Source organism: Bradyrhizobium sp. Kon69, from assembly GCF_055807515.1.
This window is the reverse complement of the sequence record NZ_JBVVOS010000001.1, coordinates 427,894-451,541: the sequence shown is the minus strand read 5'-3', so window position 1 is coordinate 451,541 and position 23,648 is coordinate 427,894. Positions and strand designations below refer to the sequence as shown.

The following is a 23,648-nucleotide window of genomic DNA, read 5'->3' as shown; positions in this document are numbered from 1 at the left end:
CCTTCTGGTGGCGTCGCTGCAGCGAGCAGTCGCGTTCACCGAGATGAATCGCGCCGCCGCGGCCGTCGCCGAGGATCTGGATCTCGATGTGACGCGGCTTCTGCAGATATTTCTCGAGGTAGACGGAGGCATCACCGAAAGCGGATTTGGCCTCGTTGGCAGCCGTCGACAGCGCGACCTGAAGATCGGCCTCGCTCTCGGCCACCTTCATCCCGCGGCCGCCGCCGCCGGCGGCGGCCTTGACCAGCACGGGGAAGCCGATCTTCTTGGCGATCGCCATCGCGTCGTCGTTGGGGCCGACCCCTCCGTCGGAGCCGGGCACCACGGGGATGCCGAGCTTCTTGGCCGTCCTCTTGGCTTCGATCTTGTCGCCCATCAGGCGGATGTGCTCGGCCTTCGGGCCGATGAAATGCAGATTATGCTCGGCGAGGATTTCGGCGAAGCGCGCGTTCTCCGACAGGAAGCCGTAGCCGGGATGCACGGCATCGGCGCCGGTGATCTCGCAGGCCGCGAGCAGCGCGGGCACGTTGAGATAGCTGTCCTTGGACGCCGGCGGCCCTATGCAAACGCTCTCGTCCGACAGGCGCACATGCATGGCATCGGCGTCGGCGGTGGAGTGCACGGCGACGGTCGCGATCCCGAGCTCCTTGCAGGCCCTGAGGATGCGAAGGGCGATCTCGCCGCGATTGGCTATGAGGATCTTGTCGAACATGGTGTCCTTATTGGACTGACGCGCGGAAAGCGGCGAGGGCGATGAGACCGCCCTCGAACGTCACTCAATGATCACGAGTGGCTCACCGTATTCGACCGGCTGGCCGTCCTCGATCACGATCTGCGTCACCGTGCCGGCGCGCGGCGAGGGGATCTGGTTCATGGTCTTCATGGCTTCGATGATCAGCAGCGTCTGGCCGACCGAGACCTTGCTGCCGACCTCGATGAACGGCTTGGCGCCGGGCTCCGGCGACCAATAGGCGGTGCCGACCATCGGCGAGGTCACGGCGCCGGGATGCTTCGACAGGTCGGCGGCGGCAGGCGCGGCGGCAGCTGCGGCCGCCGGGAGGGCGGCCGGGGCAGCCGCCATCTGCATCGGCATGGTCGCGGCGACGCTGATGTTGCGGGCGACGCGCAGGCGCAGGCCGGCACGCTCGATCTCGATTTCGGTGAGGCTGGTCTCATCGAGCAGCAAGGCGAGCTCGCGGACGAGGGCGGAATCCTCGCTGGAAAACTTTGCGGCTGCTTTGTCGTCTGGCTGGCGCGCCATGTTGTTTGATCCGAATGTTCTGTGTGATGGGAGAGCGTCAGGCTTTGGGCTTGATGCCGAGCTTGGCGGCAAGGCCCTGGATGGCGAGGCGGTAGCCCTCGATGCCGAAGCCGCAGAGCGAGGCGAAGGCCGCGCGCGCGGTGTAGGAGTGATGTCGGAAATTCTCTCGGGCGTGGATGTTGGTGACGTGCACCTCGACCGTCGGGATCTGCACCGCGAGCAGCGCGTCGTGCAGCGCGATCGAGGTGTGCGAATAGCCGCCGGCATTGATGATGATGCCCTTCATCTTGCGGGCATGTGCCTCGTGGATGAAGTCGATCAGCTCGCCCTCGCGGTTGGACTGCCGGCAGTCGGCCTTGAGGCCGAACATAGCCGCCGTCTCCCGGCACAGGGCCTCGACGTCGGCCAGCGACGCATGCCCGTACTTCTCGGGCTCGCGTGTCCCCAACATGTTGAGGTTCGGCCCGTTCAGGACAAGGATCGTGTCGGTTGCTGGTTCGGCCATTCCAATCCCGCAAGAGGTGCTTCGGCGTGGCGGGGGTTATAGGTAACAAAGCGCGTGAGGGGAAGCCTTGAAGGACCTCCGAGCTGGCTTCAGATGCCTCATCCGGGGTGCAAAAACCTGTGCGCAAGCTACGGAAATTGCTTGTTAACCAGTCCGAACCATGGCTGCCGCAGTGCCAGAGGGGCGGGGTCTCCCGAGAGACCGAAAGCCCCCGCCGATCTCTCGGCGGGGGCTCGTGCGGGACGGGTCGGTCAGCGGACCGGCTTACCCCTCGATGACGTACACGATCTCGCGCGTCTGCGGACGAACGATGACGTACTGGCCGTGCACGAAGATCACCTCGTAGCCGCGCCACTCCGGATAGATCTCGACGATCCGCGGCGGGAGCGGGTGGAAATGAACGCTGGCAGGGACCGTCGTGCCGACCGAAATGTTGAAGTTGACGTTGGTCGTTTCCTCGATCTTGGTCGACTTGATCGCGGATGTGATCTCGGTCCGCTTCTCGGGCGGCGGTGCAGAAGCGGTCGCGGAGGCCGTGCCGGTCGTGGTCTGAGACTTGGTATCGGCAGCCTTGTTGTCCGCACCCTTGGTCTGACTGTCTGCGCCCTTGGTCTGGGCGTTCATATTGCCGCTCTTGGTGTCAGTCTCCGTGCTCTTGGACTTGTCCGTCTGGGACTTGTCCATCGTGCTCTTTGACTTGTCCTGGGCTGCCTTGTCCTGCGCTGACTTGTCATGCATGGACTTGTCCTGCGGGGACTTATCCTGCGCGCCTTGGGCGTGCTCACCCTTCGCCGCGCCGGCCTTCTCGTCGGCCGCGTTCTTGTTCATCGCGCCGGACTTATCCATCCCGCCCGACGATTTCTCCTCGGCTGCACCGCCGGACTTCATGGCGCCGCCAGTCTGACCGACGGTGCCCTTCTCCTGGGCGGAGTCCTTACCCATCGAGCCGCCGCGCTCGGCGGCGCCGGAAGGCTGCGAATGCTGCGTCGGCTGCGCGCCTGCACCGCCACCGCTGTCGCGGTTCATGGTGCCCTGCGCGTTCGCCAGACCGGTGCCGGCGACGAGCGCGAGCGCGGCGACCGAGATCATAAAGCGGTTAGACATTGAATTCTCCTCACGTGTTTCTCTGCGTCATTGCCCGCGCCGACAACGAAAGGAGGTATCAGGAGTTCCGGAACATTGGCGGTTCCGCGGCATTTGTTTGTTGAATGCCCGATGAACGCGCGCGCCAGATTTCGGCGCAATGAAAAGGCCGGCTTTTCAGCCGGCCTCGTTGCATGCGTGAGTTGTAGACGTGATCCGCAGATCGCTGTCAGCAAGTCGCCTTGTTAGCAAGTTGCCTTGTTAGCAGGTCGCTTTGCCGCAGCGGGCCACAGCGATCTTTTCCTTCAGGCTATCGACACCGACGGCGCCGACAACGATCTGCTTGCCGATCACGTAGCTGGGCGTGCCGTTCATGCCCATTGCTTCGGCGAGCTTGAAGTTCTCCTCGATGGTGGTGCGCACCTCGGCGCTGCCGATGTCCTTCTCGATTTTAGCGGTGTCGAGGCCGGCTTCCTTGGCCGCCTGAAGCGCGCGCGCCTTGTCGGCCGCGCCACGGCCGCCGAGCAGCTTCTGATGGAAATCGAGATATTTCTTGCCGGAGGGATCCTGCATGCGCACCGCGACGGCGACCTGGGCTGCTTCCACCGAACCCTGGCTCAGTACCGGAAACTCCTTCAGCACCACCTTCAGCTTCGGATCGGCCTTCATGAGGGTGAGCATGTCGTCCATCGCGCGCTTGCAGTAGCCGCAATTGTAATCGAAGAACTCGACGAAGGTGACGTCGCCGTCCTTGTTGCCGAGCACGACCTGGCGCGGCGAGTTGAAGATCGCGTCGGAATTCTGGGCGACACTGGCCTCGTGCTTCTGCGTCTCGGCTGCGGCCTGGCGCTTGGTGAGCTCGGCCATCGCTTCCTCGAGCACCTCGGGATGGGTGACGAGATAGTTCTTGACGATCGCCTCGATGTCCGTTCGCTGGGCATCGGAGAAGCTGTCGGCCGACGCGGGCGCGGCTGCGCCGAACATGGCGAGCGCAAACAGCGCGGGAGCAAGCAGGCGCAGCGAAGGCATAGGCAAATCCTCTTATCCAAAGCAGGTTTCGGAAAACGTCCCGGCGGACTTAAGCTCGGTGTCGTGACGTCGTTTCGTAAGGCGTCGTTTCTTAAGGCATCGTGGCGTAAGGCGTCGTCTTGTCAGGTCGTCTTGGTCTTGTCAGTTGCGCGGCGGTTTCGACGCCACGATGTCGTCGGCCTTGACCCATCCGGGCGTGCCGACGGCGAAACGGGTTTTCGCGCGCGTCGCAAGCTCGCGGGCGGTCTTGTTGTCGCCGCGCAGATAAGCGGCCTGCGCCGACGCCAGATCGGCCTCGGCATAGTCGCCCTTCCGGCCATAGGCCATCGCGAGCTGCATGTAGCCGAGAATGGCCTCCGGTTCCCGTGCGACCGCGGCCCGGAGAATCCGAACGGCGTCATCGGTGTAGGCCTTATTATCGGACCCAACCAGAGCCTGCCCAAGTAACATCTCGATGAGGGGCGCGTTGTTCGAAAGTGCGACAGCCTTGCGCAGGGCAGGGATCGCCTCGGCAGGCTTGCCGCCCTCCAGCAGGGCCTGGCCGCGCACCTCGTAAAAATACGCATTGTTGGGCTGGACCTGGATCAGCGCGTCGATCTGGGTGAGCGCGCTGCGTAAATCCCCGTGCAGATAGGTGCTGATGGCGCGCGCGTAGCGCGCCGGCATGCTGTCGTTGGTCAGGGGATAGCGGCGATACACCGTTTCCGGCCGTTCCATGAAGGCGGAGATCTTGGCGCGCACCATGTCGTGGCGGAGCTGGAGCGCGGGATCGTCCTTCTTGTCCCAGTACGGGCTGGAGCTGGCGAACTCCTGCAGGGAAGCGACGCGCTCGGCGGGCATCGGGTGCGACTGGAGATAGGGATCGGCGCCGCGCGCCGCGAACAGGCTCTCGCTGGTGAAGCGCTTGAAGGTCTCGTACATGCCCTTCGGCGACTGCTGGGTCGCAGTCAGGAATTTCACGCCGGCGCGATCGGCGTTCTCCTCCTGCTGGCGCTGGTAGGACAGCAGCGTCCGGCGGATCATCTCCTGGGGGCCGGCAAGGGCGGCGGCTCCTGCATTGGCAAGGCCATTGTTGCCGGCGCTGCCACTGCCGCGGGTGCTGCCTACGGCCATCGCGCCGGCGCCGAGCAGCATGGCGATGATCATCTGGGTCTGCGCATTGGCGAGCTGCTCGCGCAGCTTGGACAGATGGCCGCCGGCCAGATGCCCGGTTTCGTGCGCGAGCACGCCGATGATCTGGTTCGGCGTCTCCGACTGGAGGATCGCACCGTAATTGACGAAGATGCGGCGGCCATCGGCGACGAACGCGTTGAACGAGCCCTCGTTGACGATCACCATCTGGATGTTCTGCTTTTCCAGACCGGCGGCGCGCAGGATCGGGCGCGTGTATTCGCGCAGCAGCTGCTCGGTCTCGGTGTCGCGCAGGACCGGCGGTCCCTTGGCCTGCGCATGCGCGGCCGAGAACGGCGTCAGCGCGATCGCAGTCGCCGCGACGAGGGAGGTGAGGGCGGTGGCCTTCTTGCGCAATGCGATCTGGAACAACATCAAGCGGTCTGGGTCAAACGGTCTTGTCAGCAGGCTTGTCAGGCATTCCTGGTCAAGCCGTTCAGTGATCGGTTTTGGCGATTGGCGGCGGACCGGATACGCGATATGCCCCTTTGAGCCGTACCCCTTATGAGCCGTACAATGCGGCCAGTCTGGGGCGCAAGCACCCCGTTTTTCCCGGGTCGGACGGATCGGCCCCGCCAGCGAATAGCAGAAATCGATGCACGATGCGACCTTGAGGAACCGATTGGGAGAGTGGCTCGCGCCCTCCCGCCGCAGCGATGTTCCCCCGTTCATGGTGATGGACGTGATGGCCGCGGCGGCCCGGATCGAAGCGGCCGGAGGCCATGTGATCCACATGGAGGTTGGCCAGCCCGCCGCCGGCGCGCCGAAGACCGCGATTGCGGCCGCCCATGCGGCCCTCGAGGCAGGGCGGATCGATTATACCTCAGCACTCGGCATCCCCTCCTTGCGCGCACGCATCGCGCGGCATTATCGCGATGCCTATGGCTGTGACGTCAGCCCCGAGCGGATCGTGGTGACCACCGGCTCCTCCGGCGGGTTCATTCTGGCATTCCTCGCGATGTTCGAGCCGGGCGACCGCGTGGCCGTAACGGTGCCGGGTTATCCGCCGTACCGTCATATCCTCACGGCGCTCGGCTGCGAGCCGGTGCTGATCGAGACCACGAACGAGACGCGCCATGCGTTGACCGGCGAGGCGCTGCTGGCCGCCCATCGCAAGGCGCCGCTGAAGGGCGTGCTGGTCGGCAGCCCCGCCAATCCGACCGGGACCATGATGTCCCGCGAGGCGCTCGCCGGGCTGATCGCGGCGGCGGAAGACGCGGGCATCCGTTTCATCTCGGACGAGATCTATCACGGGCTCGACTACGCGTTTCCCGCGGTGACGGCGGCGGCGCTGTCGGACCACGCGCTCGTGATCAACTCGTTCTCGAAGTATTTCTGCATGACGGGCTGGCGCGTCGGCTGGATGGTCGTGCCCGAGATTCTGGTGCGGCCGATCGAGCGGCTGCAGCAGAACCTGTCGATCTCGGTGCCGTCGCTGTCGCAGATCGCGGCCGAAGCGGCCTTCGACGGCGCGGCCGAGATGGAGGAGATCAAGCACGGCTATCAGGAAAACCGGCGCATCCTGATCGAGGGATTGCCCAAGGCCGGCCTGACCAGGTTTCTGCCGGCCGACGGTGCATTCTATCTCTATGCGGACGTCTCGGACTTCACCTCCGACAGTTTCGAGTTCGCCAAGCAGATGCTCGAACAGGCCCATGTCGCGGTCACGCCGGGGCTCGACTTCGATCCCATCCATGGTCGTTCATTCATAAGGCTCTCTTATGCGCGTTCGGCTGCGGAGATGCGGGAAGCAGTTGACCGGATCGCTCACTGGCTTAAATAGCCGCCAGTTTTCGACAGCCTTCTGGAGTGCAACTTGTCTGACCGTTTCGTCCCGTCTACCGCCACGCATTCTCCTCTCGCCGCATTGATGTGGCCAGTCCGGCCGGGTGAAACCGTCGGCGCCTTGCGCGCCGTCGTGCTGATTGCGCTCGGCACCGCCTTGATGGCGCTGTCAGCCAAGGTGAACCTGCCGTTGCCTTACGTGCCCATGACGTTGCAGACGCTGGTCGTGTTGATGATCGGCGCCGCCTATGGCTGGCTGCTTGGCAGCGCAACCATGATCGCCTACCTCGCCGAGGGCGCAATGGGCCTGCCGGTGTTCGCCGGTCCCGTTGGTGGAATCGCACCGCTGGTCGGCCCGACCGCAGGCTATCTATTCGGCTTCATTGGCGCCGCCTTCGTCACCGGCTGGCTCGCCGAGCGCGGTTGGGATCGCAGCGTAACGCTGCTGTTTGCGGCTATGGCGGCCGGCCACATCCTCATTCTGGCCGCGGGCTTTGGCTGGCTGGCCTTTGGCCTTGGCCTTGGCGCCGCAAAGGCGTGGCAGGTCGGCCTGATGCCGTTCGTTGCGGCCTCGCTGGTCAAGAACGCGCTGGGCGCGACGTTGATGCCGGCGATACGCCGGGTCGTCGATCCCAGGTAAAGCGCGCAATAACGAGCAGTTCCGATTGACAGGGCCGGCCAAGTTGATCTTGGCTGGCCTGGCGTTTTGAGGGGGAGTGAAACAATGACGACGACAACGATGGTGGGGGCGCCGGTCGCGCCGCCCGCCGCAAAGCCGTGGTACAAAGTCCTTTATATCCAGGTGCTGATCGCGATCGTGCTCGGCGCCATCGTCGGCTGGCTCTGGCCGTCAGTCGCCACCAATGAGTGGATCAAGGCACTCGGCGACGGCTTCATCAAGCTGATCAAGATGGTGATCGCGCCGATCATCTTCTGCACCGTTGTCTCGGGCATCGCCCACATCCAGGACGCCAAGAAGGTCGGCCGCATCGGCGTCAAGGCGCTGGTCTATTTCGAGATCGTCTCGACCTTCGCGCTGGTGATCGGACTTATCATCGGCAATCTGGTGAAGCCGGGTGCGGGCTTCGGCGGCGCCGCCGCCAACGCGCAGGCCGTCGCCAACTACGCCAAGCAGGCCGAAGGCCAGAAGTCGGTCGACTTCGTGCTGCACATCATTCCGGACACCGTCGTCGGTGCCTTCGCCCAAGGCGAGATCCTGCAGGTGCTGCTGTTCTCGGTGCTGTTCGGCTTCGCCATCATGGGGCTCGGCGAACGCGGCCACACCATCCGCAGCTTCATCGACGACGCCGCGCACGCGGTGTTCGGCGTCATCTCCATCGTGATGCGCGCAGCCCCCATCGGCGCCTTCGGCGCGATGGCCTACACCATCGGCAAGTTCGGCACCGGGGCGATCCTCAACCTGGTCGGCCTGATCGCGACGTTCTACGTGACCGCGGCGCTGTTCGTGTTCGTCGTGCTCGGAATCATCGCGCGCGTCGCCGGCTTCTCCATCTTCAAGTTCCTCGCCTACATCAAGGACGAGCTGCTGATCGTGCTCGGCACCTCGTCCTCGGAAAGCGCGTTGCCGTCCTTGATGGAAAAGCTCGAGCGCCTCGGCTGCTCGAAGTCGGTGGTCGGCCTCGTGGTGCCCACGGGCTATTCGTTCAATCTCGACGGCACCAATATCTACATGACGCTGGCGACGCTGTTCATCGCGCAGGCGCTGGGCTTCGATCTCACCTTCGGCCAGCAGCTCACGATCCTGGTGGTGGCGATGCTGACCTCGAAGGGTGCCTCCGGCATCACGGGCGCGGGCTTCATCACGCTGGCGGCGACGCTCGCCGTGGTCGATCCGCGCCTCGTGCCGGGCATGGCGATCGTGCTCGGCATCGACAAGTTCATGAGCGAGTGTCGCGCGCTGACCAATCTGTGCGGCAACGGCGTTGCCTGCGTGATCGTCGCCTGGTGGGAGGGCGAACTCGATCGCGACAAGCTCAACGCCAACCTCGCCAGGCAGATCGATCCGACCGACATGGAAACGGCGGTCACGACGGACTGATCTGCATTTGGCGGTGCCGAGCGCCGTCAGATCTTGAAGTAATAGGGCTGGTCGAGATCCTCGATCAGCCCTTTTTCTTTGGGCGACCAGCCGAGAGCAGCACGCGTCTTCGCGCTCGAGGTCGGAACGTCGGCGGCCGCGAACTGTGCGAACCAGCCGAAATGCGCGGCCGCTTCTTCGGGCGATTGGGACACCACGGGCACGCCGAGCCGCCGGCCGATCACTTCCGCAATCGCCTTGAACGGCACGCCTTCCTCGGCGATCGCGTGATAGTGCTTCGCAGCTGCGCCTTGCTCCAGCGCCAGCCGGTAGACGCGCGCGGCATCGATGCGGTGCGCGGCGGGCCAGCGGTTGCTGCCATCGCCTACAAAGGCCGATACGCCTTTCTGGCGCGCGAGGTTGATCAGGATCGGGACGAAGCCGTGGTCGCCCTCGCCATGCGTGGAGGGCGGAAGACGCACCACGGCGGCGCGGACGCCGGCCAGCGACAGCGCGGTCGCTTCCGACACGCGCGGAAAGCGGTGCGATGATTCATCGTCCTCGGTGGCGAGGCGGCCGGGCGCAAGCAGCGCGACGCCGGAGGTGACGATGAGGGGGCGACCAGAGCCCTTCAGTTCCTCGCCGAGCGCGAGGATGGCGCGGCGGTCGAGCTCGCAATTGTCCAGAAACTTCGAGAAGTCGTGGTTGAAGCCGAGGTGCAGGACGCCGTCGGAGGCGGCCGCGCCGCTGCGCAGGGACGCGTGATCCTCCAGCGACCCGCGGTGGACATCGGCGCCCATCGCGGCGAGCGCCGCGGCTCCCGCGTCGGAGCGGGCGAGGCCCGTGACCCGGTAGCCGGCAGCGATCAGGTCGCGCACGACGGCGGAGCCGACGAAGCCGGTGGCGCCAGTGACGAAAACACGCATGAGTATCTCCAGAGTTGGTGGAGACGACCATCTGCGCTAGGATTATCCGGGTAAAGTAGTGACATTATCCGGGTATGATAGCTAACAGGATGAGCGAGAGCGCGACAGCCGAGAACCTCTTGGGGACCTACCTCAAGGACCGCCGCACCCGGCTCGACGCCGCCGCGTTCGGCTTCGCGGGGAGCCGCAGGCGTACGCCGGGACTCCGTCGCGAGGAGGTGGCGCAGCGCGCCAATATCAGCCCGACCTGGTACACCTGGCTGGAGCAGGGCCGCGGCGGCGCGCCATCGCCCGATGTGCTCGACCGCATCGCGCGAGCGCTGATGCTGACCGATGTCGAGCGCGAGCACCTGTTCCTGATTGGCCTCGGCCGCCCGCCCAAGGTGCGCTACCAGGCGAGCGAAGGCGTCTCGCCGCGGCTGCAGCGCGTGCTCGACGCGCTCGAGACCAGCCCGGCGATCATCAGAACTGCAATTTGGGACGTCGTTGCCTGGAATCGCGCGGCGACCATCGTGCTGACCGATTACGCCAACCTCCCGCCGGAGCGGCGCAACATCTTGCGGTTGATCTTCTGCGAGCCGCGGGTGCGCGCCGCGCAACATGACTGGGACAGTGTGGCCCGCTTCGTGGTCGCCGCCTTCAGGGCGGATGCAGCGCGGGCCGGGGCCGTCTCGCATGTCGCCGACTTCGTCGACGAGCTCTGCGGCCTCAGCCCCGAATTCGCATCGCTATGGCGCGACAACGACGTCCGCGCCCATGGCGAAGGCGTCAAGCATCTACGCCACCCCGTGCTCGGTCCGATCGCATTCGAATATTCGGCCTTTGCCGTCGATGGCAGGCCCGATCTCGGCATGGTCGTCTACAATCCGGCGACGCCTGATGATGCCGAACGCATCAGGACACTTCTCGCCGAGCGCGCCGGCTGACGGAATTTGCGAACTCGCGCGTTCAACCTGCATCTGGCGACGCGCGCGCGGTGCTTGCCGTCAACACTGGGAATTAGAACCGCTCCGGCCGGTACGGCGTCGGATCGATCGCCGGCGTTTCGCCGCTCATCATCTCGGCGAGCAGGCGCCCGGTCGCGGGCCCCAGCGTAAAGCCCTGGTGGCCGTGGCCGAAGTTCATCCAGAGGCCGGGATGGCGTGGGGCAGGGCCGAGCACCGGCAGCATGTCGGGCGTGCAGGGCCGGGTGCCGAACCACGGGTCGGGCTCGACCCGCTTGCCGAGATCGATCAGCTCGCGCGCGGAGGCTTCGGCGCTGGCGAGCTGCACGGGCGTTGCGAGCGCGTCCAGGCCGGTCAGCTCCGCGCCGGTTGTGATGCGGATGCCTTTGGCCATCGGACCCATGGCGTAGCCGCCGGCTTTGTCGACCAGCGGCAGATCGAGCGAGGCGCCACCGCTGTAATGCATGTGGTAGCCGCGCTTGCGCACCAGCGGGATGCGATAGCCGAATTTGAGCAGCAGATCGGGCGACCACGGCCCGAGCGTCACCACCGCGTGGGCGGCGTCGATGTGTCCAACGTCGGTCTCGACCGACCAGCCGGTCGCGGTCTGCCGCAAGCTCTGGGCATCGCCAAGCACGATGGTGCCGCCGAGGCGCTCGAACAGATCGGCATAGGCCGTGACCAGCGCGCCGGGATCGGACACGGTCCAGGTGTCGAGCCAATGGATCGCGCCGGGCAGGTCGTCGCGCAGGACAGGTTCGGCCTTGGCGAGCTCGGCGCCCGAGAGCGCACGAAACCTCACGCCGAACTCGCGCTGGTCCTCTTCCGCCGCCTTGACGGCGAGATCGAACGAAGCTGCGTCGCGATGCAGGTGCCGGTATCCCGCGCGGCGGATCAGATTGTCGGCGTGGGCTTCGCGAATGAGGATGTCGTGCTCCGCCGTCGCGTAGGCGATCAGCCGCGCCCAGGCGTCGATCGCCTCGCGATGCCGCTTCGGCGCCGAATGCCACCAATAGCGGAGCAGGGGCTCGATATGGAGATGAAGCGACGACAGGCTGTAACGCACGTCGTTGGTGCGGCCGGTCGCGATCTTCAGGAGCGTGGCGAGGTCGCGTGGCATCGGATAGGGGCGCACTGCTTCCGCCTGGATCATCCCGGCATTGCCGTAGCTGGTCTCGCGGCCCGGCTCCCTGCGGTCGATCAGCGTGACGGACCAGCCGCGCTGCTGGAGGTGCAGCGCCGCGCTGACGCCGATCATGCCGCCGCCGAGGACGATCGCGCTTTGCATCGGAAGAAATTCTCCTGTCAGGCCGTCTGCGGCGTGAGCTTCGGCTCTGCCGTGTTGATGGTCGCGGCGACCACGACGGATAACGCCGTCATCGCCACGAGGAAGCCGAAGGCGGCATCGAACGATCCGGTTCCGGTCACGATGAAGCCGATCGCAACGGGTGCGACGAAGCCCGCGCTCTGGCCGCCGAGATTGACCATGCCGATGCCGGATCCGATCTGGTCGTCGCGGAGCAGCTTGGTCGGAAGCGCAATCACCGAGGCCAGCACGAAGGATTTGAAGAAATAGACCACCGACTGGTAGGTGATCAGCATCGCGATCGTCTCCGCCTTGTACATGGCGTAGAGGAAGATGCCGGTCAATGCGGAGGCGCCGATCAGCAGATATTTTTCGCGCTCGGCGAAGAACGTCGTCATCACCCAGCCGCCGATCGCAGTCGCGATCGTCGCCATCACGAACGGGATCGGCGCCACGATGCCGACGGTCTTGAGGTCGAGCCCGCGCTGCTGGAGCAGATAGAGCGGCATCCAGGAATCCAGGCCCTTGTTGACGCAGCTGAGGCCGAACCACACCACCATCAGCTGCCACAGCAGCGGATTCTTCATGAGCTCGCGCATCGGCGCACGGTTCTCGGCCTTCGTCCCCGCCGGGGTCGGATCGTTCGCGCCCGGGCGGCCCAGATACGGGACGAAGACGAAATAGGCCACCGCGAACACGATGCCCGCGATGCCGATCGCGTTGAAGGCATGGCGCCAGCCAAGCCAGAGGATCAACGGCGCCATGATCAGCGGCGCGATCATGCTGCCGGCATAGTTGGATGACAGCAGCAGCGCCGACATCTTCGGCCGGCTGTCCTTCTTGAACACCTCGGCGACGGCACGGATGCTCGCCGGCGGGAAGCCGCCCTCGGCGATGCCGAACATGAAGCGGATCGCGATCAGCGAGGTGAGTGACCAGGCAAGACTCGTGAACGCCGTGAACAGCGACCACATCACGATGGTGATGATCACCACATATTTCGATCCGAAGCGGTCGGAGAGCCATCCGCCCGGCACCTGCATCGCGGCATAACCGAGGAAGAACGCGCTGATGACGATGCCGAGATCTGCGGCCTGGAGATTGAAGTCCTTGCCGATCTGGGCCAGCGCCAGCGAGATCGCGGCGCGGTCGACATAGGAGATGCAGTAGGCGATGTAGAGCAGGACGAATGCGACGACGCTGGTCTTCCTCGGCAATTCCGTCATCCTCGTCTCCGTTGCTCTGCCAGGGCTGGCTTCGGTCGTTGCCGCGTTCAGGTCATTCCCAAGTTCTGATCATTCCCAAGTTCTGATCATTCCCAAGTCAGGAAGCCGGGTGCAGCCGACAGCGGCGGCGCCGCGGCAAGCCGGGCCAGATCGGGCGCGGGCCGGCACAATTGCGCGTCGCCGACGAACGCTGCTTCGAGGCTCGCGGCCACCGCGAGCACGGCGGCGTCACCGCCACGCTGACCGACGATCTGCAGGCCGAAAGGAAGCCCGGCTTCATCGAGGCCAAGAGGAATGCTGATGGCGGGATGGCCGGGAAGCGTGACCGCATAAGCGAGCGCGAGCCAATGGAAGTAGGATTTCGTTGGTACCCCGTCGATCTCCGCGGGATACGGCTCCGACCACGGCCGCGGACTGAGCGTGATGGTCGGGCTGATCAGCACGTCGCAGCTTTCGAAGAAACTTTGCCAGGCGCGATAGATCCGCGTCTGCGTCGTTGCGGCGCGCGCGTGATCTTCGAGCGTGTAGCCGAGGCCTTCCTCGACATTGGCGCGGACATTCGGCCCGAGCATCTCGGGCCGCTCCTTGTAGTTCTTGCCATGTGTCGCCAGGAACATGCCTGCACGCAGCACGGCGAAGGCGTCGTCGGCACCGGAGCAATCCGGCGTCGCCTCGCGGCACTCGGCAAAGAGAGGTGCAAGCTTGCTCACGCGCTGCCGGAACACGCGCCGGATCGCCTGCTCGGTCGGGGCGAAGCCGAAACCTTCGGTGAAGGCGAGGCGCAGCCTGCCGAGCTCTGCGGGGCGCGGCGCGGCCCAGCGTTCGGCACGCGCGCGCACGGACTCGCCGGGCAGCGTATAAGCGAGCGGATCGCGGGCATCGTCGCTCGCCATCACCGACAGCATCAGCGCGGTGTCGGCGACATTGCGCGCCATCGGCCCGTCGGTCGACAAATTGGACCAGCCGAACACGCGCTTCTCGCTGGCGACGAGTCCATAGGACGGACGCATGCCGACAATGCCGGCGAAGCCCGCCGGATTGCGCAATGAGCCGCCGGTGTCCGACCCCGAGGCGAGCGGAGCCATGCCGCAGGCGAGCGCCACCGCCGAGCCGCCGGAGGAGCCGGCCGCCGAGCGCATCGGATCGAACGGATTGCCGGTCGCGCCGAACACGGGGTTGCGGGTGTTGCCGCCGGCCGCCCATTCCGGCGTGTTGGTCTTGCCGAAGATGATGGCGCCAGCTGCGCGCAGCCGCGCGACCGAGGCCTGGTCGGCGAGCGGGACGTTGTCCGTGTGCAACGGGCTGCCATAGGTGGTGCGCAGGCGAGCAGTGTCCTGGGTGTCCTTGATGAGAACAGGGAGGCCGTGGAGGGCGCCATGATCCTCGCCGCGCAGGATGGCGGCCTCGGCTTCACTGGCAGCGGCGCGAGCGCCTGATACGTCCAGCGTCACGACGGCGTTGACGGCGGGATTGACGGTGGCGATCCGCGACAGGCACGACTCCAGCAGCTCGACGGGCGAGATGTCCCGGGCGGACAGGCGGCGGCGCAGCTCAACGGCGCTGGAATCGCAAAGGTCGGACAATGCCAATCCCTTTCAAGATTTGAAAACGATTTAGCATATCGGAAAGTGAAGGCTGCGCACCAATATTCGTCAGAACCGGCCGTTTCATGCACAAATGCTGGTTTACCTGCCCAAGCCGCGACCAGATGCGGAACCTGGCGCCGCCCTCAGTCGAAAAGATTAAGTGGATCGGTCAAACAATTTCTCTGTTGCCGTGGTAGCCTTGCTGCATGAGCGAGATCCTGACCACGCCGGAGGGCGCCAATTCCCAGCTCGGCCAATGCCTCAAGGCTGCCCGTCAGGCGCGGGGGCTGACGCTCAAGCAGGTGGCGGAGCGGACCGGCATGGCGCTGTCGACCCTGTCCAAGGTCGAGAACGGCCTGATGTCGCTGACCTATGACAAGCTTCTCCAGCTCACCTCCGGCTTGAAGATGGAGATCGCCGAGCTGTTCAATCCGGTGCCCCCGCGTCCCGAGCAGAGCCGGCCGGTCACGGCGCGACGGAGCATCAGCCGCGCCGGGCAGGGGCAGGTGATCACGACCGGATTCTACACCTACACCTATCAATGCACCGATCTGATCGGCAAACGCATGGTGCCGATCCTGGCCGAAGTCCGGGCGCGCTCGCTGGAGGAGTTCGGTCCGCTGCTGCGCCACGCAGGTGAGGAATATTTCGTGGTGACGAGCGGACGCGTTGCCGTCCACACCGAGTTCTACGCGCCGGAGATCCTGGGCGAGGGCGACGGCATCTATCTCGACAGCACCATGGGCCACGCCTACCTCAACGCTGGCGAAGCGCCCGCTGCGAAAGGCGTCTGCCTTTGCACCAGCGAAGCGCCTGACCTTTACGATCAGCTTCGCCGGATCGCATCGCGCGACGTGCCGCCGATCGAAGGCGATCCGCCGTCGCTCTGAACAGCAAAAAGAGAGCATGGAACGAAAAACGCCCGGCCGAAGCCGGGCGTTTTTGATTGGGGTTCGTCTATTCGCCGCCGCCGAAGCGGCGCGACCACCAGCCGGCACGACGCGGTGCGGCCGACGTTTCGCTTGCCGCTGCGGGCGCCGGCTCCGGAGCCGGTGCGGGCGGGGCAACCGGCTCGGCCGCCTGAGCAACCGGTGCCGGTTCACTCTGGCTGCTCGACAGGAAGCTCACCTTCTCCCGAACCGTCGAACGGCGTCGTGCAGCCTTGTCGTCGGCGTGCTCTTCGTCCGCGGCAGCAGGAGCCGGCTCAGGCTGGGCCGTTGCGTCGATCTTTGCCTCGGCGCGCGGCTCTGGCTGGGTGACCTGTGGCTGCGAGGTGTGCTCGGCCTGCGCGATCGAAGGCGCAGCCTCGCCGCCAAAACTGTCGAAATCGGCGACTGCGTCGGTCGCTTCCGACGGCGCATTGGCCGCGAGCTCGTCGCCGATGGAGCCGGCGAGACCTTCCTCGCCAGGACCACGACGGCGGCGTCCGCCACGGCGACCACGCCGGCGACGGCGATCGGCGCTGCCCTGCTGCTCGCCACGGGCTGCCTGTTCCTCGCCTTCCTCGCCGTCCGGCTCGGCCTCGGCATCCTCTTCGCCTTCGCCGGCTGGCATGGCCGTCTCGGCAAGAGCGGGAGCGCCATCCTCGCGCGTCTCCTCGTCGCGCGGGCCACCGCGACCGCGGCGACGACGGCGACGCTTGCGGCGCTGGCTGTCCTGTTCGGTCGCGGCGTCGCCTGCGGCCTGCTCCTCGACGAGACCCTCGGTCTCCTCGGTCTCGACCTCGGATTCGGTCTCGGGATCGAACTCTTCGTCGTCATAGGCTTCTTCGACCAGGGGCGGCGGGCTTGCGGCCGCCTGGGCCGCCAGCAGAGCCTTGGCGGCTTCCAGCGTATGCACCTGCTCGCCGCGGTCGATGACATAGGCCTGCGGCCCGTTGACGCTCGGGTCGGCGATGACCGCCAACGTGACCTTGAAGCCGTTCTCGAGGTCGCGCAGATGGCCGCGCTTGTGGTTCAGCACATAGAGCGCGACATCGGTGCGGGTCCGGACCACCAGATTGTGGGTCGCGCCCTTCATCAGGATCTCTTCGAGGCCGCGCAGCAACTGGAGCGCAACCGAGGACACCGAGCGCACATGGCCGGTGCCGCCGCAATGCGTGCAGGGATCAGTCGAGGACTCCAGCACGCTGGCGCGGATGCGCTGGCGCGACATCTCGAGCAGACCGAAATGCGAGATGCGTCCGACCTGGATCCGCGCGCGGTCCTGCCGGAGGCAATCGGACAGCTTGCGTTCAACCGCGCGATTGTTGCGCTTCTCGTCCATGTCGATGAAGTCGATGACGATCAGGCCGGCGAGATCGCGCAGCCGAAGCTGACGCGCGACCTCCTCGGAAGCCTCGAGATTGGTCTTGAGCGCGGTGTCCTCGATATGATGCTCGCGCGTCGAACGTCCGGAGTTGACGTCGATCGAGACCAGCGCTTCGGTCTGGTTGATCACGATGTAGCCGCCGGAGCGCAGCTGCACGGTCGGCGAGAACATCGCATCCAGCTGGCTTTCGACGCCCATGCGCGAGAACAAGGGTTGGCCGTCGCGATACTGCTTCACCGCGCTCACATTGGCGGGCATCAGCATCTTCATGAAATCGCGCGCTTCACGGTAACCGGATTCACCGGCAACTGAGATCTCGTCGATCTCCTTGTTATAGAGGTCGCGCAGCGAGCGCTTGATCAGCGAGCCTTCCTCGTAGACGAGGGTCGGGGCCTGCGACTTCAGCGTCATGTCGCGCACCGTCTCCCACATCCGGATCAGGTACTCGAAATCGCGCTTGATCTCGGGCTTGGTGCGGGCGGCACCCGCGGTGCGCAGAATGATCCCCATGCCCTCGGGCACGTCGAGATCCTGCACCACTTCCTTCAGACGCGAACGGTCCTGCGCGCTCGTGATCTTGCGGCTGATGCCGCCGCCGCGTGCGGTGTTCGGCATCAAGACGGCATAGCGGCCGGCGAGCGAGAGGTAGGTCGTCAGCGCCGCGCCCTTGTTGCCGCGCTCTTCCTTGACGACCTGCACCAGCATCACCTGGCGGCGCTTGATGACTTCCTGGATCTTGTACTGGCGGCGGGGACGGAAGGTGCGCTCCGGCACTTCCTCCAGCACATCGTCGCCGCCGACGGATTCAACGACGTCCTCTTCGGCTTCCTCGTCGTCCTCGTCTTCGTCGTCATCCTCGGCCGTCGCTTCGGAGTCGTGATGCGGAGCCTGCGCATTCTCGCCGGCGGCGTACACGGCGTCGGCAGGCTCAGCGGCCGATGTCACGGCCTCGGCAAGATCGTCGGCGTGTGCGTCGGAGGCAACTTCGTGCGGCTCGGCAACGGCCTCGGTGGCGACCGCGGGCTCGGCGCCGATCGCTGCGACAGGCGCCGGTGTCTCGTCGGCATGATCATGGTCGTGGTGGTCGTGCTCGCCGTGGTCGCCATAGTCGTGGGCGTGATGATCGTCACCATGGGCATGATGATGGTCGTCGTGGTCATGCCCTTCGTGGCCGTGATCGTGATGATCGTGGCCGTCGTGATGCTCTGCGGCGTGCAGGTGCTCGCCCTCGTGCGACGCGCCCTCGGGCAAGGCCTCGCCCTGGACCTGCCGGGCCGCGGGATCGCTGCCTTCGACGATTTCGCTGCGGACGCGCTCGCCATGACTACGGCGGCGGGAATTGCGGTGGCGGGAGCGGCGGCGGCCCTGGGAGCGGTTCTCGCTCTCTTCCTCGGCCTCGCGGTGGGCCTGCTCCTCGGCTTCGATCAGCGCCTGCCGGTCGGCAACCGGGATCTGGTAGTAGTCGGGATGGATTTCGCTGAAGGCGAGGAAGCCGTGGCGGTTGCCGCCATATTCGACGAAAGCGGCCTGGAGCGAGGGTTCGACCCTTGTGACCTTGGCGAGGTAGATATTCCCGCGCAGTTGCTTGCGTTGCGCGGTCTCGAAATCAAACTCTTCGACGCGATTGCCGCGGACCACGACGACCCGGGTCTCTTCCGGGTGGGTGGCATCGATCAACATCTTGTTGGGCATGTCTTAACTCTTGGCGGCGGCGGGCGCGATTCACCGTGGGCGCCATCAGCGCTGCCGGGTGACGCGACGGTCCACCTGATTCGGGGGTGAGGGGAAGGCCGAAACGCCGTCTCTCGCGCCTTGCCGAACCGAAAGCCGGAGGACCAAAGCGGCGCGCGGAATTTTCACTCCGCAGCGTCGCGAATGGTCCTTCAGAATTGGTCGGCACAGTCTGGCGCATCAAGCGTCGGCCCGTATGAAACATTGGGCGGCGGGGCCGCCCCTCAATCAGTTGCTGTTGGCCAGGCATGGCGCGAGCGCGCTCGCCTTGGGTATTACGAACCGCTCCCTTGGGATTAAGGGACCGGGTAACGGGTTGCGCCGCTGTCAGAACCGTCCCCGAAACGTGGTGGTAACCGGGAACCGTCCGCCGCCGGGGCTTGCCCCGCTCCACCTTGCTGCCGCGCACCGCGCTGGACTTAGAGGGGAACGGAAAAACGCTGGAATTCCCAAACCTTGAGAGTTCCGGCGCTGCACCGGGAGGCTGAATGCGACACAACCGGAAATATCGGCCGTCAGCATTCCGTACATACGTGGATTGGGCCATCCGTGCAAGGAGCGTCGCACGGCGGTCACAGTCAGCGAGTTTCGCGTGTCTGTCATTAAGGATCGTTTAACCCTGTGGTTCTATTGCGTTAAAGAGGCTGCTCGGAGGCACGGAATCGGTGGCGAGCCGCGCAAATCAAAGGATCTTGCTGGGATGCGTGCTGCTCTGCGCGGCGGCATTGCCGTGCGCTGATTCCTCCCGCCTGAAGGCCGCCGAAAGTCAGCCTCAACTCCCTGTTGCATCAGCGAATTTCCCGACGGCCTCGGCCGCCCGGCTGGCCGGTGACGGCAAGCAAACCCGCTTTGTCCTCGATATCGATCAGACCGTGACCTTCCGCGCCGTCACCCTGGCTGACCCGTACCGGGTGGTGGTCGACGTGCCCCAGGTCAATTTTCAACTTCCCGCCGGCACCGGGTCCGGCGGGCGCGGCCTGGTCAAGGCCTTCCGCTATGGGCTGGTGATGCCCGGCGGCTCCCGAATCGTGTTCGACCTGACCGGCCCGGCCAAGATCGCCAATTCCTACGTGGTGGAGGCTGCCAACGGTCAGCCGGCGCGGCTGGTGCTCGAACTGGAGGAGGTCGAGCGCACCGCCTTCGTGCCGTCACTGGCTCCGGAAAACCGTCCTGAGTTGCGGCCGGCAATTGCCGATCCGCCGCCCGCGACGGTTCCGGCATCTGCACACCCTGAAGCCGGGCAGAAGGCCGATGGCCGCGCGGTGGTCGTGATCGATCCCGGCCATGGCGGCATCGACAACGGCACGCAGTCGAGCGGCGAGAGCGAGAAGAATCTGGTGCTGGCCTTTGGCCTGGCGCTGCGCGAACGGCTGGAAAAGACCGGCAAATATCGCGTGGTGATGACGCGGGACGACGACACTTTCATCCCGCTCAACGATCGGGTCAAAGTCGCTCGCAACCTCAAGGCGGCGTTGTTCGTCTCTATCCATGCCGACGCGCTGCCGCGCGCCGAGGGCGATGCGCAGGGCGCGACCATCTACACCTTGTCCGACAAGGCATCAGACGCCGAGGCGCAGCGGCTGGCGGATGCGGAAAACCGGGCGGACGCCATCGCCGGCTTCAACCTCGCGGAGGAGCCGACCGATGTCGCCGACATCCTGATCGATCTCACCCAGCGGGAAACCCGCACCTTTTCAAGTCGTTTTGCCCGCCTGTTGATGGGCGAAATGAAGTCGACCGTGCGGATGCACAAGCATCCCCTGAAGTCGGCCGGCTTCCGGGTGCTGAAGGCGCCCGACGTGCCGTCGGTCCTGGTCGAGATCGGCTATGTCTCCAACAAGGGCGACCTCGAGCATCTGGTCTCCGAGGGATGGCGGTCACGTGCCGTGGGCTCGATGGCGCAGGCGATCGACGGGTTTTTGGCCAAGCGGATGGCTACGGCCGGATCGTCCAATTGACGACCCCGGGGATCGTCGAATTGAGAGTGATTTTCCGTCCCGCCGCAAAAGCCCTAGTTTGGCCACAGCGGGCGCTTTATAAAAACGCCGCAGGGGGTTCCGGAATCGGCGAGAATCCCGCTCGGCAAGCGTCTTGGGTCCGGCACTGATAGTATTGAGTAAGGCCGGTGAATTCGCGATGGTTTGGTGCCTGTTTCGGGTGCTGAGGGCTGATCTTAAGCTGGTCTTGGGCTGTTCTTTGGGCTGATCTTTGGGCTGATCCAGAGTTTGAACGGATAAACAGATAATGCGCTTGCTGGTGCGGTTCATGGGCTTCCTGTTCGCCGCGGGAACGGTGTTGTTCCTTGTCGGGGTCGGTGCCGTCGCAGGCCTGATCTGGCATTTCTCCAAGGACTTGCCGGACTACTCTCAGCTTCAGGATTACGAGCCGCCGGTGATGACCCGCGTGCACGCGACCGACGGCTCGCTGCTCGGCGAATACGCCAAGGAGCGGCGGCTTTACCTGCCGATCCAGGCAGTGCCGAAGCTGGTGATCAACGCTTTCCTCGCGGCCGAGGACAAGAATTTCTACGAGCATGGCGGCATCGACTACACCGGCATGGCGCGCGCCGGCGTGGTCTACATCCAGAACTACGGCTCCAACCGCCGTCCGCAGGGCGCTTCCACGATCACCCAGCAGGTCGCCAAGAACTTCCTTCTGACCAACGAGGTCTCCTTCGCGCGCAAGATCAAGGAAGCCTTGCTGGCGATGCGGATCGAGAAGACCTACTCGAAGGACAAGATCCTCGAGCTGTATCTGAATGAAATCTATCTGGGCTTAGGTGCCTACGGAATCGCGGCGGCGTCCCTGGTTTATTTCGACAAGTCGGTGAACGAGCTGACGGTGGCGGAAGCGTCCTATCTCGCGGCGCTGCCGAAGATGCCCGCGACCCTGCATCCCGTTCGCAACCGCGACCGCGCCATCGAGCGCCGCAACTACGTGATCGATCGTCTGGTTGAGAACGGCTGGGTCAAGCAGGCCGACGCCGACAAGGCGCGCAAGGAGCCGCTGGCCGTGACCAGCCGTTCCAACGGCGCCCACACCTTCGCCGGCGAATATTTCGCGGAGGAAGTGCGCCGCGACATCTTCGAGCGCTATGGCGAGAAGAAGCTGTACGAGGGCGGCCTCTCGGTCCGCACCACGCTCGATCCGAAGATCCAGGTCATGGCGCGCAAGACCATGGTCGCCGGTCTCGTCAACTATGACGAACAGCAGGGCTATCGCGGCGCCATCAGCAAACTCGACATTTCGGGCGACTGGGGCGTGAAGCTCGCCGAGATCAAGTCTCTGTCCGATATCTCGCCGTGGCGCATGGCGGTGGTGCTGGAGACCAGCGACCAGTCGGCGCGCATCGGCTTCCAGCCGAGCCGCGAGCTCGGCGGCGCCGTCAGCAAGCAGCGCGAGACCGGCCTCATCACGCTCGACGGCATCAAATGGGCGAGAGCGGCCTCGGGGGCTGCGAAGGGCAGGGCGGCGAGCGCGGTATCGCAGGTGCTCCAGCCCGGCGACGTGATCTACGCCGATCCGCTATACAAGGACGCCCAGCCTGTCGAAGGCCAGTACCGGCTGCGACAGATCCCCGAAGTGTCCGGCGCGATGGTGGTGATGGACCCCTGGACCGGTCGCGTGCTGGCGATGGTCGGCGGCTTCTCGTTCGACCAGAGCCAGTTCAACCGCGCCACGCAGGCCTATCGGCAGCCCGGCTCGTCGTTCAAGCCGATCGTCTATTCGGCCGCGCTCGACAACGGCTATACGCCCTCGACTGTCGTGCTCGACGCGCCCATCGAAATCGACCAGGGCCAGGGCGCCGGCGTGTGGCGGCCTGAAAACTTCTCCTCGGGCAAATTCCAGGGGCCGGTGACGCTGCGCAATGCGCTGCGGCAGTCGCTCAACACGGTGACGGTGCGCCTCGCCCAGGACATCGGCATGCCCCTGATCGGCGAATATGCCCGCCGCTTCGGCGTTTATGACGAACTGCCGAACTATCTCTCCTACGCGCTCGGCGCCGGCGAGACCACGGCGATGCGCATGGTCACCGCCTATTCGATGCTCGCCAATGGCGGCCGCCGGGTGAAGCCGACCCTGATCGACCGCATCCAGGATCGCTACGGCCACACCATCTTCAAGCACGACCAGCGCGAATGCCGCGGCTGCGACGCGCCGGGTGGTTGGAAGAACCAGAACGAGCCGCAGCTGATCGACCGCCGCGAGCAGGTGCTGGATTCCATGACCGCCTATCAGATCACCGAGCTGATGGAAGGCGTGGTCCAGGCCGGTACCGCCACCGTGGTCAAGCAGGTCGGCAAGCCGATCGCCGGCAAGACCGGCACCACCAACGAGGCCAAGGACGCCTGGTTCGTCGGCTTCTCGCCCGACGTCGCCGTCGCCATCTATATGGGCTACGACAAGCCGCGTCCGCTCGGCAAGGGTAACGCCGCGACCGGCGGCCATCTCGCAGCTCCCATCGCACGCGACTTCCTCCAGCTCGCGCTCGCCGACAAGCCCGCGGTCCCGTTCAAGGTGCCGGCCGGCATCAAGCTGGTGCGGGTCGTCGCCAAGTCCGGCATGCGCGCCGGTCCGGGCGAGACCGGCGGAACCATCCTCGAAGCCTTCAAGCCGGGCACGGCGCCGCCGGATAATTATTCGGTCATCGGCGTTGCCGATGCCGACGGCCGCATGCCGGCGTCACAGCAGCAGCAGCCGGATTCCGGTTTCTTCATGCGGCCTGGCACCGGCGGGCTGTACTAAGG

General features: G+C 65.4%; 18 protein-coding genes. 7 read left to right on the top strand and 11 right to left on the bottom strand.

The features are described 5' to 3' along the window. The 6 genes from AC0L3U_RS02230 to AC0L3U_RS02205 all read right to left on the bottom strand — a co-directional run. Positions 1–712: biotin carboxylase N-terminal domain-containing protein (locus AC0L3U_RS02230; RefSeq protein ID WP_473360501.1), on the bottom strand; the 712-nt coding region annotated here is incomplete at its 3' end. A gap of 60 nt (positions 713–772) precedes the next feature. Then, entirely contained in the window at positions 773–1,261 is a 489-nt protein-coding gene (accB, locus tag AC0L3U_RS02225; RefSeq protein WP_473360500.1) for an acetyl-CoA carboxylase biotin carboxyl carrier protein, read from the bottom strand. 37 nt (positions 1,262–1,298) lie between these two features. Next, on the bottom strand, positions 1,299–1,766 hold the full coding sequence (aroQ, locus tag AC0L3U_RS02220) for a type II 3-dehydroquinate dehydratase (RefSeq protein ID WP_456764528.1): 468 nt from the start codon (positions 1,764–1,766) through the stop codon (positions 1,299–1,301). A 264-nt stretch (positions 1,767–2,030) separates the two neighbouring features. Then, positions 2,031–2,870: a DUF1236 domain-containing protein gene (locus tag AC0L3U_RS02215; protein ID WP_473360499.1), complete on the bottom strand. Its 840-nt coding sequence runs from the start codon at positions 2,868–2,870 to the stop codon at positions 2,031–2,033. 240 nt (positions 2,871–3,110) lie between these two features. After that, positions 3,111–3,878, bottom strand: coding sequence for a DsbA family protein (locus AC0L3U_RS02210; protein ID WP_473360498.1), 768 nt, complete (start codon positions 3,876–3,878; stop codon positions 3,111–3,113). Positions 3,879–4,019: 141 nt separating this feature from the next. Further along, complete coding sequence (locus tag AC0L3U_RS02205; RefSeq protein ID WP_473360497.1) at positions 4,020–5,423, bottom strand: M48 family metalloprotease; 1,404 nt, start codon at positions 5,421–5,423, stop codon at positions 4,020–4,022. A 220-nt stretch (positions 5,424–5,643) separates the two neighbouring features. Between AC0L3U_RS02205 and AC0L3U_RS02200 the strand changes: the two genes are divergently transcribed. The 3 genes from AC0L3U_RS02200 to AC0L3U_RS02190 all read left to right on the top strand — a co-directional run bounded on the left by AC0L3U_RS02200 (position 5,644) and on the right by AC0L3U_RS02190 (position 8,892). After that, complete coding sequence (locus AC0L3U_RS02200) at positions 5,644–6,831, top strand: pyridoxal phosphate-dependent aminotransferase (RefSeq protein ID WP_247361260.1); 1,188 nt, start codon at positions 5,644–5,646, stop codon at positions 6,829–6,831. Positions 6,832–6,918: 87 nt separating this feature from the next. Next, positions 6,919–7,473 (top strand): biotin transporter BioY, encoded by a 555-nt coding sequence (locus AC0L3U_RS02195; protein WP_473360514.1) that lies wholly within the window; start codon positions 6,919–6,921, stop codon positions 7,471–7,473. An 84-nt stretch (positions 7,474–7,557) separates the two neighbouring features. Next, complete coding sequence (locus AC0L3U_RS02190) at positions 7,558–8,892, top strand: dicarboxylate/amino acid:cation symporter (protein ID WP_473360496.1); 1,335 nt, start codon at positions 7,558–7,560, stop codon at positions 8,890–8,892. A gap of 26 nt (positions 8,893–8,918) precedes the next feature. Here the strand turns inward: AC0L3U_RS02190 and AC0L3U_RS02185 are convergent, their stop codons facing one another. After that, positions 8,919–9,797 carry an SDR family oxidoreductase gene (locus tag AC0L3U_RS02185; protein ID WP_473360495.1) on the bottom strand — a complete coding sequence of 293 codons (879 nt, stop codon included), beginning with the start codon at positions 9,795–9,797 and terminating at the stop codon, positions 8,919–8,921. An 89-nt stretch (positions 9,798–9,886) separates the two neighbouring features. Between AC0L3U_RS02185 and AC0L3U_RS02180 the strand changes: the two genes are divergently transcribed. After that, positions 9,887–10,723, top strand: a complete 837-nt coding sequence (locus AC0L3U_RS02180) for a helix-turn-helix transcriptional regulator (RefSeq protein WP_473360494.1) — start codon at positions 9,887–9,889, stop codon at positions 10,721–10,723. Positions 10,724–10,796: 73 nt separating this feature from the next. On the opposite strand, the gene AC0L3U_RS02175 is transcribed toward AC0L3U_RS02180, so the two are convergent. The 3 genes from AC0L3U_RS02175 to AC0L3U_RS02165 all read right to left on the bottom strand — a co-directional run bounded on the left by AC0L3U_RS02175 (position 10,797) and on the right by AC0L3U_RS02165 (position 14,856). Next, entirely contained in the window at positions 10,797–12,029 is a 1,233-nt protein-coding gene (locus AC0L3U_RS02175) for an NAD(P)/FAD-dependent oxidoreductase (protein WP_473360493.1), read from the bottom strand. Between the two features lie 17 nt (positions 12,030–12,046). Beyond that, on the bottom strand, positions 12,047–13,273 hold the full coding sequence (locus AC0L3U_RS02170; protein WP_473360492.1) for an MFS transporter: 1,227 nt from the start codon (positions 13,271–13,273) through the stop codon (positions 12,047–12,049). An 86-nt stretch (positions 13,274–13,359) separates the two neighbouring features. Next, positions 13,360–14,856 carry an amidase gene (locus AC0L3U_RS02165; RefSeq protein ID WP_473360491.1) on the bottom strand — a complete coding sequence of 499 codons (1,497 nt, stop codon included), beginning with the start codon at positions 14,854–14,856 and terminating at the stop codon, positions 13,360–13,362. Between the two features lie 209 nt (positions 14,857–15,065). Here AC0L3U_RS02165 and AC0L3U_RS02160 point away from each other — a divergent pair, with 209 nt between their 5' ends. Then, positions 15,066–15,749, top strand: coding sequence for a helix-turn-helix domain-containing protein (locus tag AC0L3U_RS02160; protein WP_473360490.1), 684 nt, complete (start codon positions 15,066–15,068; stop codon positions 15,747–15,749). 67 nt (positions 15,750–15,816) lie between these two features. On the opposite strand, the gene AC0L3U_RS02155 is transcribed toward AC0L3U_RS02160, so the two are convergent. Further along, positions 15,817–18,861 carry an Rne/Rng family ribonuclease gene (locus AC0L3U_RS02155; RefSeq protein WP_473360489.1) on the bottom strand — a complete coding sequence of 1,015 codons (3,045 nt, stop codon included), beginning with the start codon at positions 18,859–18,861 and terminating at the stop codon, positions 15,817–15,819. 704 nt (positions 18,862–19,565) lie between these two features. On the opposite strand from AC0L3U_RS02155, the gene AC0L3U_RS02150 reads away from it, so the two are divergent. Continuing rightward, positions 19,566–20,858: an N-acetylmuramoyl-L-alanine amidase gene (locus AC0L3U_RS02150; RefSeq protein WP_473360488.1), complete on the top strand. Its 1,293-nt coding sequence runs from the start codon at positions 19,566–19,568 to the stop codon at positions 20,856–20,858. A gap of 286 nt (positions 20,859–21,144) precedes the next feature. After that, entirely contained in the window at positions 21,145–23,646 is a 2,502-nt protein-coding gene (locus AC0L3U_RS02145) for a penicillin-binding protein 1A (protein WP_275171916.1), read from the top strand. Positions 23,647–23,648: the final 2 nt, after the last annotated feature.

What these genes read in the sequence shown, in the direction of transcription:
- accB (WP_473360500.1), bottom strand. Translation starts at nt 1,261, where the DNA reads ATGGCGCGCCAGCCAGACGACAAAGCAGCCGCAAAGTTTTCCAGCGAG.
- aroQ (WP_456764528.1), bottom strand. Translation starts at nt 1,766, where the DNA reads ATGGCCGAACCAGCAACCGACACGATCCTTGTCCTGAACGGGCCGAAC.
- AC0L3U_RS02215 (WP_473360499.1), bottom strand. Translation starts at nt 2,870, where the DNA reads ATGTCTAACCGCTTTATGATCTCGGTCGCCGCGCTCGCGCTCGTCGCC.
- AC0L3U_RS02210 (WP_473360498.1), bottom strand. Translation starts at nt 3,878, where the DNA reads ATGCCTTCGCTGCGCCTGCTTGCTCCCGCGCTGTTTGCGCTCGCCATG.
- AC0L3U_RS02205 (WP_473360497.1), bottom strand. Translation starts at nt 5,423, where the DNA reads ATGTTGTTCCAGATCGCATTGCGCAAGAAGGCCACCGCCCTCACCTCC.
- AC0L3U_RS02200 (WP_247361260.1), top strand. Translation starts at nt 5,644, where the DNA reads ATGCACGATGCGACCTTGAGGAACCGATTGGGAGAGTGGCTCGCGCCC.
- AC0L3U_RS02195 (WP_473360514.1), top strand. Translation starts at nt 6,919, where the DNA reads ATGTGGCCAGTCCGGCCGGGTGAAACCGTCGGCGCCTTGCGCGCCGTC.
- AC0L3U_RS02190 (WP_473360496.1), top strand. Translation starts at nt 7,558, where the DNA reads ATGACGACGACAACGATGGTGGGGGCGCCGGTCGCGCCGCCCGCCGCA.
- AC0L3U_RS02185 (WP_473360495.1), bottom strand. Translation starts at nt 9,797, where the DNA reads ATGCGTGTTTTCGTCACTGGCGCCACCGGCTTCGTCGGCTCCGCCGTC.
- AC0L3U_RS02180 (WP_473360494.1), top strand. Translation starts at nt 9,887, where the DNA reads ATGAGCGAGAGCGCGACAGCCGAGAACCTCTTGGGGACCTACCTCAAG.
- AC0L3U_RS02175 (WP_473360493.1), bottom strand. Translation starts at nt 12,029, where the DNA reads ATGCAAAGCGCGATCGTCCTCGGCGGCGGCATGATCGGCGTCAGCGCG.
- AC0L3U_RS02170 (WP_473360492.1), bottom strand. Translation starts at nt 13,273, where the DNA reads ATGACGGAATTGCCGAGGAAGACCAGCGTCGTCGCATTCGTCCTGCTC.
- AC0L3U_RS02160 (WP_473360490.1), top strand. Translation starts at nt 15,066, where the DNA reads ATGAGCGAGATCCTGACCACGCCGGAGGGCGCCAATTCCCAGCTCGGC.
- AC0L3U_RS02155 (WP_473360489.1), bottom strand. Translation starts at nt 18,861, where the DNA reads ATGCCCAACAAGATGTTGATCGATGCCACCCACCCGGAAGAGACCCGG.
- AC0L3U_RS02145 (WP_275171916.1), top strand. Translation starts at nt 21,145, where the DNA reads ATGCGCTTGCTGGTGCGGTTCATGGGCTTCCTGTTCGCCGCGGGAACG.